The organism is Streptomyces sp. NRRL S-646, from assembly GCF_000720765.1.
GTDB lineage: Bacteria > Actinomycetota > Actinomycetes > Streptomycetales > Streptomycetaceae > Streptomyces.
Genome location: NZ_JODC01000009.1, coordinates 327,009 through 340,052, shown reverse-complemented (window position 1 = coordinate 340,052; position 13,044 = coordinate 327,009). Strand labels below are relative to the sequence as shown.

11 protein-coding genes and 1 tRNA gene are annotated in these 13,044 nt (G+C 67.5%); 7 read left to right on the top strand and 5 right to left on the bottom strand.

What is annotated here, in order from left to right; genetic code table 11:
- Window positions 1-82 precede the first annotated feature (82 nt).
- Window positions 83-169 (bottom strand) — tRNA-Leu (locus IH68_RS0124910).
- A 553-nt stretch (window positions 170-722) separates the two neighbouring features.
- Here IH68_RS0124910 and IH68_RS0124905 point away from each other — a divergent pair.
- From IH68_RS0124905 to IH68_RS0124875, 7 genes are all read left to right on the top strand, one after another.
- Window positions 723-1,586 (top strand): FhaA domain-containing protein, encoded by an 864-nt coding sequence (locus IH68_RS0124905; RefSeq protein ID WP_030939064.1) that lies wholly within the window; start codon window positions 723-725, stop codon window positions 1,584-1,586.
- Window positions 1,587-1,596: 10 nt separating this feature from the next.
- Window positions 1,597-2,112, top strand: coding sequence for an FHA domain-containing protein FhaB/FipA (locus IH68_RS0124900; protein ID WP_030939061.1), 516 nt, complete (start codon window positions 1,597-1,599; stop codon window positions 2,110-2,112).
- A 90-nt stretch (window positions 2,113-2,202) separates the two neighbouring features.
- The gene (locus IH68_RS0124895; protein ID WP_030939043.1) at window positions 2,203-3,756 is read left to right on the top strand and encodes a Stp1/IreP family PP2C-type Ser/Thr phosphatase; all 1,554 of its coding nucleotides are present in this window, start codon (window positions 2,203-2,205) and stop codon (window positions 3,754-3,756) included.
- Between the two features lie 27 nt (window positions 3,757-3,783).
- Window positions 3,784-5,232 (top strand): FtsW/RodA/SpoVE family cell cycle protein, encoded by a 1,449-nt coding sequence (locus tag IH68_RS0124890; RefSeq protein ID WP_030939040.1) that lies wholly within the window; start codon window positions 3,784-3,786, stop codon window positions 5,230-5,232.
- The gene (locus IH68_RS0124885; RefSeq protein ID WP_030939037.1) at window positions 5,229-6,719 is read left to right on the top strand and encodes a penicillin-binding transpeptidase domain-containing protein; all 1,491 of its coding nucleotides are present in this window, start codon (window positions 5,229-5,231) and stop codon (window positions 6,717-6,719) included. Before IH68_RS0124890 ends, IH68_RS0124885 begins: the two co-directional genes overlap by 4 nt.
- 168 nt (window positions 6,720-6,887) lie before the next feature.
- Window positions 6,888-8,867, top strand: a complete 1,980-nt coding sequence (gene pknB / locus IH68_RS0124880) for a Stk1 family PASTA domain-containing Ser/Thr kinase (protein WP_030939034.1) — start codon at window positions 6,888-6,890, stop codon at window positions 8,865-8,867.
- A gap of 179 nt (window positions 8,868-9,046) precedes the next feature.
- Complete coding sequence (locus tag IH68_RS0124875) at window positions 9,047-10,126, top strand: restriction endonuclease (protein ID WP_234341552.1); 1,080 nt, start codon at window positions 9,047-9,049, stop codon at window positions 10,124-10,126.
- A gap of 101 nt (window positions 10,127-10,227) precedes the next feature.
- Here IH68_RS0124875 and IH68_RS0124870 read toward each other — a convergent pair whose 3' ends face one another.
- The 4 genes from IH68_RS0124870 to IH68_RS55475 are packed head-to-tail and all read right to left on the bottom strand — an operon-like array spanning window position 10,228 to window position 13,039.
- Window positions 10,228-10,980, bottom strand: coding sequence for a class E sortase (locus IH68_RS0124870; RefSeq protein ID WP_037885161.1), 753 nt, complete (start codon window positions 10,978-10,980; stop codon window positions 10,228-10,230).
- Window positions 10,981-10,992: 12 nt separating this feature from the next.
- A complete protein-coding gene (locus IH68_RS0124865; RefSeq protein WP_030939025.1) occupies window positions 10,993-12,210 on the bottom strand; it encodes a class E sortase in 1,218 nt (405 codons plus the stop codon).
- On the bottom strand, window positions 12,207-12,845 hold the full coding sequence (locus tag IH68_RS0124860) for an aminodeoxychorismate/anthranilate synthase component II (protein ID WP_030939022.1): 639 nt from the start codon (window positions 12,843-12,845) through the stop codon (window positions 12,207-12,209). Before IH68_RS0124860 ends, IH68_RS0124865 begins: the two co-directional genes overlap by 4 nt.
- On the bottom strand, window positions 12,842-13,039 hold the full coding sequence (locus IH68_RS55475) for a hypothetical protein (protein ID WP_199931925.1): 198 nt from the start codon (window positions 13,037-13,039) through the stop codon (window positions 12,842-12,844). The genes IH68_RS0124860 and IH68_RS55475 overlap by 4 nt, the downstream gene beginning before the upstream one ends.
- Window positions 13,040-13,044 lie beyond the last annotated feature (5 nt).

Below are 13,044 nucleotides of genomic sequence, written 5' to 3'. Positions count from 1 at the left end.
TGATTGTCCTCACCGGGTAACGCGCCTCACACGCCCCGGAGAACGCGAAAGCCCCCAGGTCAAAGACCTGGGGGCTTTCGGCTGGTGCGCGAGGGGGGAGTTGAACCCCCACGCCCTTGCGGGCACTGGAACCTGAATCCAGCGCGTCTGCCTATTCCGCCACCCGCGCATTGGGTGTGTCCTCCGGCTCCGGCCCTTTGGGCTGGCGCCTTCCGACACCCAGAACATTAGCACGCTGGCAGAGGTGGGTTCACATCCCTTATGCCTGCGCAGCCGCCCACCAGCACGGATGTGCCGTCCGGCCGTCGACCCGCCGCCCCGCGCCCCGGCCCGCCCCCGCGACCCGCGAATCACCGCCACGCGGACGGCCGTCCCGCGAAGCGACCCGCTCCGTATCAACACGTATCGGTTCACGTATCAACCTCGTACCGGTCCTGCCCGTCTCCCCTGGAGCCGGACAGGGTCCACAGCCAGGTGCGGGACACTTGTCTGCGGCCACCTCTACGATCCTGGGCAGAAGGAGTGCGTGGGAGGAGTTCGAAGGGCAGCTTCGGAGGGAACCTCCGGAGGGAACTTCGTCCAGCGTCGACACCCGTCGACCGGGCCGACAGGGGGAACCAGCTGATTCACCCGCGCGTGGATACGATCAGTAAGCAGTACCAGGCAAGGCAGCGCCCGCCAACCGGGACACTGGACGGAAGCGACATCGGAGGAGGTGCCTCATGGGAGTCCTGAAGAAGTTCGAGCAGCGTCTCGAAGGTCTGGTCAACGGCACCTTTGCCAAGGTGTTCAAGTCCGAGGTCCAGCCCGTGGAGATCGCCGGAGCGCTCCAGCGTGAGTGCGACAACAACGCGACCATCTGGAACCGCGACCGGACGGTCGTGCCCAACGACTTCATCGTGGAGCTGAGCACACCGGACTTCGAGCGGCTCAGCCCCTACTCCGGCCAGCTCGGCGACGAGCTCGCCGGCATGGTGCGCGACTACGCCAAGCAGCAGCGCTACACGTTCATGGGCCCCATCAAGGTCCACCTGGAGAAGGCGGACGACCTCGACACCGGCCTGTACCGGGTGCGCAGCCGTACGCTCGCCTCCTCCAGCAGCCAGCAGGCTCCCGGACCCGCCGCTCCGCCGGCGCCGGCCGCGGGCCGCCCCGGCGGAGGGTACGGCTACCCGCCGGCCGCCGCACCCGCGGGCGCCCCGCCGATGCCTGCCGCGCCGCCGCCCGGCGCGCGCCCCGGCGCCGCGCCCTACGGCCAGCGTCCCGGCGCGGGTGGCCCGGTCGGCGCACCGCAGCCCGGCTCACGCACCCGCCACTGGATCGAGATCAACGGCACCCGCCATCAGATCTCCCGCTCGACGCTGGTGCTGGGCCGCAGCACCGAAGCCGACGTGCGGATCGACGACCCCGGCGTCTCCCGCCGGCACTGCGAGATCCGGACCGGAACGCCCTCGACGATCCAGGATCTCGGGTCCACCAACGGCATCGTGGTGGACGGGCAGCACACCACCCGCGCTACGCTCCGCGACGGCTCGCGGATCGTCGTGGGCAGCACCACCATCATTTACCGGCAAGCCGAAGGGTGAAGCGGGGGCAATGTCAGAGCTGACCCTCACGGTCATGCGGCTGGGTTTCCTGGCCGTACTGTGGCTGTTCGTGATCGTGGCCGTGCAGGTCATCCGCAGCGACCTGTTCGGTACGCGTGTCACCCAGCGCGGGTCCAGGCGCGAGGCCGCACGGCCTCAGCAGGCCGCCCGCCAGCAGGCCGCGCCCCCGCAACAGCGCCAGCAGGCCGCCGGCGGCCGCCAGCGCCGCAACGCCCCCAGCAAACTCGTCGTGTCCGAGGGCACCCTCACCGGCACGACCGTCGCGCTCCAGGGCCAGACCATCACCCTGGGCCGGGCGCACGACAGCACGATCGTGCTGGACGACGACTACGCCTCCAGCCGCCATGCCAGGATCTACCCGGACCGCGACGGCCAGTGGATCGTCGAGGACCTGGGTTCCACCAACGGCACATACCTCGACCGGAGCCGGCTGACGACCCCCACGCCGATTCCGCTGGGCGCGCCGATCCGCATCGGCAAGACAGTCATCGAGCTGCGGAAGTAGTACGACAATGAGCGAGCGGAGCGAGCACGCAGCGGCGGCCCCCACGACGGGCACCGGCGCGCTCCCGACCGGAGGGTGGGCACCGTGCGGATGTACCCGGAGCCGACGGGCGAGGTGCGCATGAGTCTGTCACTGCGCTTTGCCGCCGGATCGCACAAAGGCATGATCCGCGAGGGCAACGAGGACTCCGGATACGCCGGTCCGCGCCTGCTCGCGATCGCCGACGGCATGGGCGGCGCCGCCGCAGGCGAGGTCGCCTCCTCCGAGGCCATCTCCACCATCGTCGCCCTCGACGACGACGTGCCGGGCTCCGACATCCTCACCTCCCTCGGCACCGCCGTACAGCGCGCCAACGACCAGCTGCGCTCCATGGTGGAAGAGGACCCGCAGCTGGAGGGCATGGGTACAACGCTCACGGCCCTCCTCTGGACCGGCCAGCGCCTCGGTCTCGTCCATGTCGGCGACTCCCGCGCGTACCTGCTCCGCGACGGCGTCCTCACCCAGATCACCCAGGACCACACCTGGGTGCAGCGCCTCGTCGACGAGGGCCGCATCACCGAGGAAGAGGCCACCACCCACCCCCAACGCTCCCTGCTGATGCGGGCGTTGGGCAGCGGCGAACACGTCGAGCCGGACCTCTCCATCCGTGAGGTCCGCGCCGGCGACCGCTACCTGATCTGCTCCGACGGCCTGTCCGGCGTCGTCTCCCACCAGACGCTCGAGGACACCCTCGCCAGCTACCAGGGCCCCCAGGAGACCGTGCAGGAGCTGATCCAGCTCGCGCTGCGCGGCGGCGGCCCCGACAACATCACCGTCATCGTCGCCGACGTACTGGACCTGGACACCGGGGACACCCTCGCCGGGCAGCTCTCCGACACCCCGGTCGTGGTCGGAGCGGTCGCCGAGAACCAGAACCACCTGCACGACCCCGGCTTCATGGAGACCCCCGCGGGCCGCGCCTCCGGCCTCGGCCGCCAGGGCCACGGACAGGGTGGCGGCGAGTTCGGCCCGCCCGGCTCCGGCGACACCACCGGCTACATCCCCGCGGGCAGCTTCGGCGACTACACCGACGACGACTTCGTCAAACCCCGCAGGGGCCGCAAGTGGGCGAAGAGATCCTTCTACCTCGTGCTTGCCCTCGCCGTCGTCGGCGGCGGCCTCTACGGCGGCTGGCGCTGGACCCAGACCCAGTACTACGTCGGCACCAAGGCCGAGCACGTCGCGCTTTACCGGGGCATCAGCCAGGACCTGGCCTGGGTCTCCCTCTCCAAGGTCGAGAAGGACCACCCCGAGATCGAACTCAAGTACCTGCCTCCGTACCAGCAGAAGCAGGTCAAGGCCACGATCGCCGAAGGCAGCCTGACCGGCGCCCAGTCGAAGATCAACGATCTTTCCGTGCAGGCCTCCGCATGCAAGAAGGAGTCCGAGCGTCAGGCGGCCGAGAGCAAGAACAACTCGAAGACCGGCACGGGCCAGGCGGGCGGCACCACGGGAACCACCAAGACCTCCCTCACGTCCAAGGCATCACCGAGCCCCTCGACCTCACCGACCCCGTCCACATCAGCGACCGCACCCACCCCCAGCCCCGGCCCCACCCTCTCGGAGGATGAGCAGAAGGTCGTCTCGCTGTGCGGTAAGCAGTAGGCAAGCCGTGAGAGGCCCTGTCACACGATGAGCAGTACTACCAACACACCGACGCACCATACGTCCACGATCGGCGCGATCGGCGCACCGAGCCGGCGCAACACCGAGCTCGCGCTCCTCCTGTTCGCCGTCGTCATCCCGGTCTTCGCGTACGCCAACGTGGGCCTGGCCATCGACGACAAGGTGCCGACCGGGCTACTCGGCTACGGTCTGGGCCTCGGTCTGCTGGCCGGCGTCGGCCATCTCGCCGTACGGAAGTTCGCCCCGTACGCGGACCCGCTGCTGCTGCCTCTGGCCACGCTCCTGAACGGACTCGGCCTCGTCGCCATCTGGCGCCTCGACCAGTCCAAGCTGCTGCAGTCCATCGGAGTCGCCGGCGGCAAGGCGACCAACCAGCTGATCTACACCGCGCTGGGCATCGCCCTGTTCGTCATCGCGCTGATCTTCCTCAAGGACCACCGCGTCCTGCAGCGGTACACGTACATCTCCATGGCGGGCGCGCTGGTCCTGCTGCTGCTCCCGCTGGTCCCGGGCCTCGGCGCCGATCTCACCTACGGCGCCAAGATCTGGATCAAGATCGGTAGCTTCACCATCCAGCCCGGTGAGTTCGCCAAGATCGTGCTGGCCATCTTCTTCGCCGGCTACCTGATGGTGAAGCGCGACGCCCTCGCCCTCGCCAGCCGCCGCTTCATGGGCCTGTACCTGCCGCGCGGCCGCGACCTCGGCCCGATCATCGTCGTCTGGATGATCTCGATCCTCATCCTGGTGTTCGAAACCGACCTCGGTACGTCGCTGCTGTTCTTCGGAATGTTCGTCATCATGCTGTACGTCGCCACCGAGCGGACCAGCTGGATCGTCTTCGGTCTGCTGATGTCCGCGGCCGGCGCCGTCGGCGTGGCGAGTTTCGAGCCGCACGTCCAGACCCGTGTCCAGGCCTGGCTCAACCCGATGCACGAGTACGTGCTCAGCCGCACCCCGGGCGTCAGCGGAGTCCACTCCGACCAGCTGCAGCAGGCCCTGTGGGCCTTCGGCTCCGGCGGCACCCTCGGCACCGGCTGGGGCCAGGGACACTCCGAACTCATCCGCTTCGCCGCCAACTCCGACTTCATCCTCGCCACCTTCGGCGAGGAGCTGGGCCTCGCCGGCCTAATGGCGATCCTGCTGATCTACGGCCTGATCGTGGAACGCGGTGTCCGCACCGCCCTCGCCGCCCGGGACCCCTTCGGCAAGCTGCTCGCCATCGGTCTCTCCGGCGCCTTCGCCCTCCAGGTCTTCGTCGTCGCAGGCGGCGTCATGGGGCTCATCCCGCTGACCGGTATGACGATGCCGTTCCTGGCGTACGGCGGTTCCTCCGTCATCGCCAACTGGGCCCTGATCGGCATCCTGATCAGAATCAGCGACACTGCCCGCCGCCCGGCGCCCGCGCCCGCCGGCAACCCCGACGCCGAGATGACCCAGGTGGTCCGCCCGTCATGAACAAGCCCCTGCGCCGGATCGCGATCTTCTGCGGCCTGCTGGTCCTCGCACTGCTCCTCCGCGACAACTGGCTCCAGTACGTCAAGTCCGACAGCCTCAAGGACGACCCGAAGAACCGCCGCGTCACCATCGCCCGCTACTCCACCCCACGCGGCGACATCATCGTCGACGGCGACCCCATCACCGGGTCCACCACGACCAGCACCAGCGGCCTGAACGACCTCAAGTACAAGCGCACCTACAAGAACGGCCCCATGTGGGCGCCGGTCACCGGATACGCCTCGCAGGCCTTCGGCGCCAACCAGCTGGAGTCCATCGAGGACGGCATCCTCACCGGCACCGACGACCGGCTCTTCTTCCGCAACACCCTCGACATGATCACGGGCAAGGAGAAGGCGGGCGGTAACGTCGTCACCACCCTCAACTCCGCAGCGCAGAAGGCCGCTTACAACGGACTGAAGTCCCAGGGCGGCAAGGGCGCCGTAGCCGCGCTCGACCCGTCCACCGGCAAGATCCTGGCGCTGGCCTCGTACCCGTCGTACGACCCCTCGTCGTTCGCCGGGAACTCCACGTCGACGGACTCCAAGAACTGGACCGCGCTCCAGAAGAAGAACAACAAGTCCGACCCGATGCTCAACCGCGCACTGCGCGAGACCTACCCGCCGGGCTCCACCTTCAAGGTGGTCACGGCCGCGGCCGCGCTGGAGAACGGGCTGTACAACTCCGCCGACGAGAACACGAACTCGCCGCTGCCGTACATCATGAAGGGCACGACGACCGAGCTGAAGAACGAGGGCAACATCCCCTGCAAGAACGCGCCGATGCGGGTCGCCCTGAAGGTGTCCTGCAACACCGTGTTCGGCAAGATCGGCTCTGACCTCGGCAACGACAAGATGCTCGCCGAGGCGAAGAAGTTCGGCTTCGACTCCGAGCAGTTCACCCCGGTCCGCTCCAGCGCCTCGGTGTTCTCCGACAACATGAACTCCTCGCAGACCGCGCTGTCCTCGATCGGCCAGTACAACACCGCCGCGACCCCCCTGCAGATGGCCATGGTCGCCTCCGCCGTCGCCAACAACGGCAAGCTGATGAAGCCGTACATGGTCGACAAGCTCCAGTCGTCCAACGTCGACACCATCTCGCAGACCGACCCGCAGGAGCTCAGCCAGCCCCTGTCGCCCAAGAACGCGCAGATCCTGCAGTCGATGATGGAGACCGTCGTCAAGGACGGCACCGGCCAGAAGGCCCAGATCGGCGGCGGCGTCACCGTCGGCGGCAAGACCGGTACCGCCCAGCACGGCGTGGAGAACAGCGAGAACCCGTACGCCTGGTTCATCTCCTACGCCAGGCTCAGCGACGGCAGCTCACCGGTCGCCGTGGCCGTGGTCATCGAGGACGACAACGCCAACCGTGACGACATCTCCGGCGGCGGCCTCGCGGCCCCGATCGCGAAGAGCGTGATGGAGGCGGTCATCAACTCCAAGAAGTGACCCCGCTCACGTCCCCTTCACAACGGTGCACGTTGCGATACCGGTCCTGTATCGGGTGACGCACTTAGCCAGGTCACACAAAGCTAGCCGGGTACGGTAGGCCCGGACGGCAGCCTCCGGCCGCACACACGTGTGAGTCGGGACCGACGGAGAGGGCTGGTAGGAGCTATGGAAGAGCCGCGTCGCCTCGGCGGCCGGTACGAACTGGGCCAGGTGCTCGGTCGTGGTGGCATGGCGGAGGTCTACCTCGCGCATGACACCCGCCTCGGGCGCCAGGTGGCGGTGAAGACACTGCGCGCGGACCTCGCACGCGACCCTTCCTTCCAGGCCCGGTTCCGCCGGGAGGCCCAGTCGGCCGCCTCGCTCAACCATCCCGCGATCGTCGCGGTCTACGACACGGGCGAGGACTACATCGACGGGGTCTCGATCCCGTACATCGTGATGGAGTACGTCGACGGCTCCACCCTGCGTGAGCTTCTTCATAGTGGCCGCAAGCTGCTGCCGGAGCGCGCGATGGAGATGACCATCGGCATCCTCCAGGGCCTGGAGTACGCCCACCGCAGCGGCATCGTCCACCGCGACATCAAGCCGGCCAACGTCATGCTGACGCGCAACGGCCAGGTCAAGGTCATGGACTTCGGCATCGCCCGCGCCATGGGCGACTCCGGCATGACCATGACGCAGACGGCCGCCGTCATCGGCACCGCGCAGTACCTGTCACCGGAGCAGGCGAAGGGCGAGCAGGTCGACGCCCGCTCCGACCTGTACTCGACCGGCTGCCTGCTCTACGAACTCCTGACCGTACGCCCCCCTTTCGTCGGCGACTCCCCGGTCGCCGTCGCGTACCAGCACGTACGTGAGGAAGCCCAGCCGCCCTCCGTCTTCGACCCCGAGATCACACCCGAAATGGACGCCATCGTCCTGAGGGCCCTGGTCAAGGACCCGAACTACCGCTACCAGTCCGCCGACGAGATGCGCGCCGACATCGAGGCCTGCCTCGACGGCCAGCCGGTCGCGGCCACAGCGGCCATGGGATCCGTCGGCTACGGCGGCTACCCCGACGACCAGCCGACCACGGCCCTGCGCGCCACGGACGCCGGCGCCACGTCGATGCTGCCCCCGATGAACCCGGACGACGGCGGCTACGGCTACGACGACCGCTCCCGCCGCCGACAGAAGAAGTCCAACACGTCTACGATCCTGCTGGTCGTGGCGGGCATCCTGGTGCTGGTGGGCGCGATCCTGATCGGGAAGTATGCGTTCAGCGGGAACGGGGGCGTCGGGAACGACAAGGTGGATGTACCCAACCTCGTCAGCCTGAGCGAGAGCGACGCCCGGAGTCAGCTGGACAACATCGGCCTCAAGGTCGGGACGGTCAAGAAGCAGCCCTGCGAGGACCAGAGCAAGGGCAATGTCTGCTCGCAGGACCCGGGCAAGGGCACCAGTCTCAAGAAGGGGGAGCCGGTCAACCTCGTGGTGTCGACAGGCGCTCCGAAGGTGGCCGTACCGGACGTCACGCGCCTGCAGTTCGACCAGGCGAAGTCCAAGCTCGAGGACAAGGGCTTCCAAGTCGAGCAGAAGACCCAGGAGTCCGACCAGCCCGAGGGCCTCGTCCTCCAGCAGAACCCGAAGGGCGGCTCGGAGAAGGAGAAGGGCACCACGATCACCCTCACCGTGGCCAAGGCCCCGGAGACGGTCCCGGTGCCCGAGGTCACTGGCAAGTCCTGCGACGACGCCAAGGCCGCACTGCAGGCCGTCGGCCTGACCGGCAACTGCGTCAACGCACCCACCACCGACGACAACCAGGTCAACAAGGTCATCTCGACCAACCCGGCGATCGGCACCCCGGTCAAGAAGAACACCGCGGTGCAGATCAACATCGGCCAGAAGCAGAACAACCAGGTCCAGGTGCCGAACAACATCCAGGGCCAGAAGCTGAAGGACGTCAAGAATGCCCTACAGCAGGCGGGTCTCCAGGTAGGCAACATCAACGGCTCCCAGGACGACAACGCCATCGTCGTCGGCTCGGACCCGACCCCAGGCAGCACGGTCGACCAGGGCACGCCGGTCAACCTGACGACCCTCGGCGGGAACGGCAACGGCGGGAACGACGGAGGTACCAACATCTTCGGCGGTACGAGCGGCTGACGCACCCCACCTGCATCGATGGGCCCCTGCCGGACTTCCCGGCAGGGGCCCATCTGTCTGCCACCGACCAGGGATGGAAGACCTCGCGGACAGACGTTTGTTCTTGCGTCGATCGTGTCTTCATATGTGCCGACTCGTTGATCGGATGGGGTGGGGTGTCGGAGCTCTGCCCTGGCCGTATGGCCACACCGCGAATGGAAGGGCAGAACGTGATCAACGAATCGGCGCTACTGGAGTCCAAGTCCCTGCGCGACAGCGTGCTGGCGCGCACGGACGTACTCGACAGAGTCAAGGCGCTGTCACTGCTGCCGGACGGGATGCACGTGACCACGGCGATGGTAGCGACGTACTTCGGCGTGACCGTCGAAGTCATCCGACAGCTCGCCAAGCGCCACCGCGAGGAGCTGGAAGCCAACGGGATGACGGTCCTACGAGGAGCTGATCTCAGGAAATTCGAGAGTGACAACATGTCACTCTCGCTGGGCAGTTATCCACAGGCCCGCCGGAGCCTCACCATCTACTCCCGGCGCGCTGTACTCAACATCGCCATGCTCCTCCGCGACAGCGTTGTCGCCCGCCAGGTGCGCACCTACCTCCTCGACATGGAGTTCCTGGCACGCACACAGCCTGTGGACAACCCCGTTCAAACAGAGGCCGTCTCCCTCGACGACCGCATCGACCAACGCATCACCCACATCCTCGGCAAGACGGTCGTGCCAATGTTCAACGCCCTGATCGAAACCTCGGGCGAGCACCGCAAGGAATTGATCGCCCTCCGCGCAGGAGTCCAGCGCATCGAACGACGGCTCCACCAGCACCACGCCCGGCTGCAGCGACTCGAAGGCGTACGAGACGACCGTCCCGCCGTCGGAGTCATGGCCGCCATGGACGCCATGAACGCCCGCACCTTCGAGCACCACATTGCCAAACTGCTGAGCCGCGACGGATGCACGGACGTCTTCGTCGTCGGCGGCCATGGAGACCGAGGCGTCGACGTCGTCGGGCGCACCCCGGATGGACGTCGCCTCGTCGCCCAATGCAAGAGGTACGCGCCATACCTCACGATCACCAGCCCCGACATCCAGAAGTTCATCGGCTCGGCGAAGGTTCTCTACAACGCGCAGGTGGCACTCTTCGTGGCAACGTGCCCCTTCACCCCCGACGCCCTGCAACTCGCGGTCGAGACCAACATCACGGCCGTACACCGCGGGATGCTGGAGGAGTGGAGCGCTGGGGAACCGCTGAAGATTCTCGAGTAAGCACGGCCTGAAGCAGAGAGGCCCGAAGCCGCAAAGGATGGTTGCGGCTTCGGGCCTTCGTCATGCTACGTGACTGAGCGCCTTCGAGGCGCTCAGTCACCTCACCGCAATTCCTTTGGCGGCGTCCTCTTACTGTCCACCTTGTCCACCCGCACCAACTCCCCCCACACCACATACCGATACCGGCTCGTATACACCGGCGTACACGTGGTCAGCGTGATGTAGTGGCCCGCCTTCTTCTTCCCCGACTCCTTCGGGATCTGCGAGATGACCTTCACGTTGAACTTCGAGGTCTCGTCGAGGACGTCGTACACCTTGTAGATGTACCACTTGTCCTTCGTCTCGAAGACGATCGCGTCGCCGACCTTCAGCTTGTCGATGTTGTGGAACTTCGCGCCGTGGCCGTCCCGGTGGGCGGCCAGCGTGAAGTTGCCCTTCTTGCCCGTGGTCGGCAGCGTCGCCTTGACCGGGTCCGTGTAGTAGCCGGCCACGCCGTCGTTGAGGACCTTCGTCGACGTGCCCTTCTCCACCAGGACCTCGCCGTTCTTCATGGCAGGGACGTGCAGGAAGCCGATGCCGTTCTTGGTGTCCAGCGCGCCGGGGCCCGTGGCCCCGCCCTCGTGGGCCCAGGTGTCGCGGACCTTGTCGCCCTGCTTGGCCGCCGCCCGGTCGGCTATGACGTTCGTCCACCAGAGCGAGTACACGACGAACAGGCCCAGCACCAGGCCCGCCGTGATGAGGAGTTCACCGAAGACGCTCACCGCCGCCGCGATACGGCCCATGCCGCGGCGGCGGGCCGGTGGCGCCGCGGGCGCGTCCGTGTCCTCTTGAGTGTCGTCGGTGGTCGCTGCCACGTTCATCTGCCCCTACTCGACGAGCGCATCCGGCTTGCCCTTGCTGCGCGGCCGTTCCTCGACCATCTTGCCCCAGACGATCAACCGGTACTTGCTGGTGAACTCCGGAGTACAGGTCGTCAGCGTGATGTACCGGCCCGGCTTGGTGAAACCCGACTGGGGCGGCACGGGACCGATCACGCTCGTATTGCTCGGCGACGTCACCGGCAGCATCGACGTCACCTTGTAGACGAAGTACTTGTCCTGCGTCTCGACGACGACCTCGTCGCCCTGCTTCAGCTTGTTGATGTACCGGAAAGGCTCGCCATGCGTGTTGCGGTGGCCCGCCAGCGCGAAGTTGCCGGTCTTCGCGTCGGGCATCGCCGTCTTCAGCTTGCCCTCGCTGTAGTGACCGACCATGCCCTTGTCGAGCACCTGCTTGTTGCTCACGCCCTGGGCGATCGGCACGACCACGTCCAGCTCCGGGATGTGGAGGATCGCGAAGCCCTGGCCCGGCTCGAACTCGCCCGGCGCGCGCTTCCCGCTCGCCCAGTCGTTCTGCAGGGTGCTGGTCTCCTTGTCCGCCGTCGCATGCGCCCGGACGTTCGTCCACCACAGCTGGTAGGTGACGAACAGCAGCATCAGTACGCCGGTGGTGATGAACACCTCACCGATCGCCCGGCTCGCGACGACGCCCGGACTGGGCTTGCGTGCACGCGCCTGCCGACGTGCCTCCACGCGCGAAAGCGGAGCCTTGGAACCGTCGGCGGACGTCTCCTCGACGCCTTCCGCGGCCTCCGAAGTCGTACGAGCGCCCCCATGGCGCCCATGACGGCGCTTGGCGGCCTTCCTGCGGGCCGCTCGGCCGCCCGGAGTGGTTCCTGTGGCAGACGTGGCTGTTGAGGCGTCAGAGGGCGACATGGAACCGCCCGCCGGCGGCTCCGGTATCCGCAGAGCCACCGTCTCCTCGTCGACGGGCGGGAGATACGGCTCGGGCTCCTCCACCAGCGGCGGTACGTACGGCTCCTCCACCGGCGCTGCGTACGGCTCCGCGGCCGCCGCATACCCGCCGGGCTGCCCCTGCTGCCCCGCCGCCCCGCCGTTCCACTCATCGAACGCACCGGAGGTCTCGAATGCACCGGACGCCTCAAACCCACCAGGCGCCTCATACCCCTCGTACGACTCGTACCCCTCGTACGGCTCCTGCCCGTACGAGGCGGCGGACTCGCGCTCGGGGCGCAGCGCGGTCACGCCGTGGCCCTGCCCACCACCGGGGCGAGCCCCGCCGACCTCGCCACGGCACCCTGGTCGCCGCACTCCACCAGCCAGTTGGCCAGCATCCGGTGACCGTGCTCGGTCAGCACCGACTCCGGGTGGAACTGCACACCCTCGACCGGGAGTTCACGGTGCCTGAGGCCCATGATGATCCCGTCGTGCGTACGCGCCGTCACCTCCAACTCGGCCGGCACCGTCTCCGGCTCCGCAGCCAGCGAGTGGTAGCGCGTCGCCGTGAACGGCGAGGGCAGCCCGGCGAAGACGCCCCTGCCCTCGTGCTCGACCAGCGAGGTCTTGCCGTGCAGCAGCTCGGGCGCACGGTCCACCACACCGCCGTACGCCACCTGCATCGACTGCATGCCCAGGCAGACACCGAACACCGGGACACCGGTCGCCGCGCAGTGCCGCACCATCTCGATGCAGACGCCCGCCTCCTCCGGCGTACCCGGACCCGGCGACAACAGCACACCGTCGAAACCGTCCTGTGCATGCGCCGTCGACACCTCGTCGTTGCGCAGCACCTCGCACTCGGCGCCCAGCTGGTACAGGTACTGCACCAGGTTGAAGACGAAGCTGTCGTAGTTGTCGACGACGAGAATCCGCGCACTCACTGGTTGTCCACCGTCACATCGTTGAAGGGCAGCAGCGGTTCGGCCCACGGGAAGACGTACTGGAACAGGACATAAACCACGGCCAGGACCAGCAGGAGTGAGATCAGCGCCCTCACCCACGCGTTGCCCGGCAGATGCCGCCAGATCCAGCCGTACATGCCGTCCCTTCCGTTCCACCACGGCACCAGACTCACGCCGT

Coding starts and splice junctions, on each gene's coding strand:
- IH68_RS0124875 (WP_234341552.1), top strand. CDS start 9,047: ATGGCCACACCGCGAATGGAAGGGCAGAACGTGATCAACGAATCGGCG.
- IH68_RS0124895 (WP_030939043.1), top strand. CDS start 2,203: ATGTACCCGGAGCCGACGGGCGAGGTGCGCATGAGTCTGTCACTGCGC.
- pknB (WP_030939034.1), top strand. CDS start 6,888: ATGGAAGAGCCGCGTCGCCTCGGCGGCCGGTACGAACTGGGCCAGGTG.
- IH68_RS0124890 (WP_030939040.1), top strand. CDS start 3,784: ATGAGCAGTACTACCAACACACCGACGCACCATACGTCCACGATCGGC.
- IH68_RS0124905 (WP_030939064.1), top strand. CDS start 723: ATGGGAGTCCTGAAGAAGTTCGAGCAGCGTCTCGAAGGTCTGGTCAAC.
- IH68_RS0124900 (WP_030939061.1), top strand. CDS start 1,597: ATGTCAGAGCTGACCCTCACGGTCATGCGGCTGGGTTTCCTGGCCGTA.
- IH68_RS0124885 (WP_030939037.1), top strand. CDS start 5,229: ATGAACAAGCCCCTGCGCCGGATCGCGATCTTCTGCGGCCTGCTGGTC.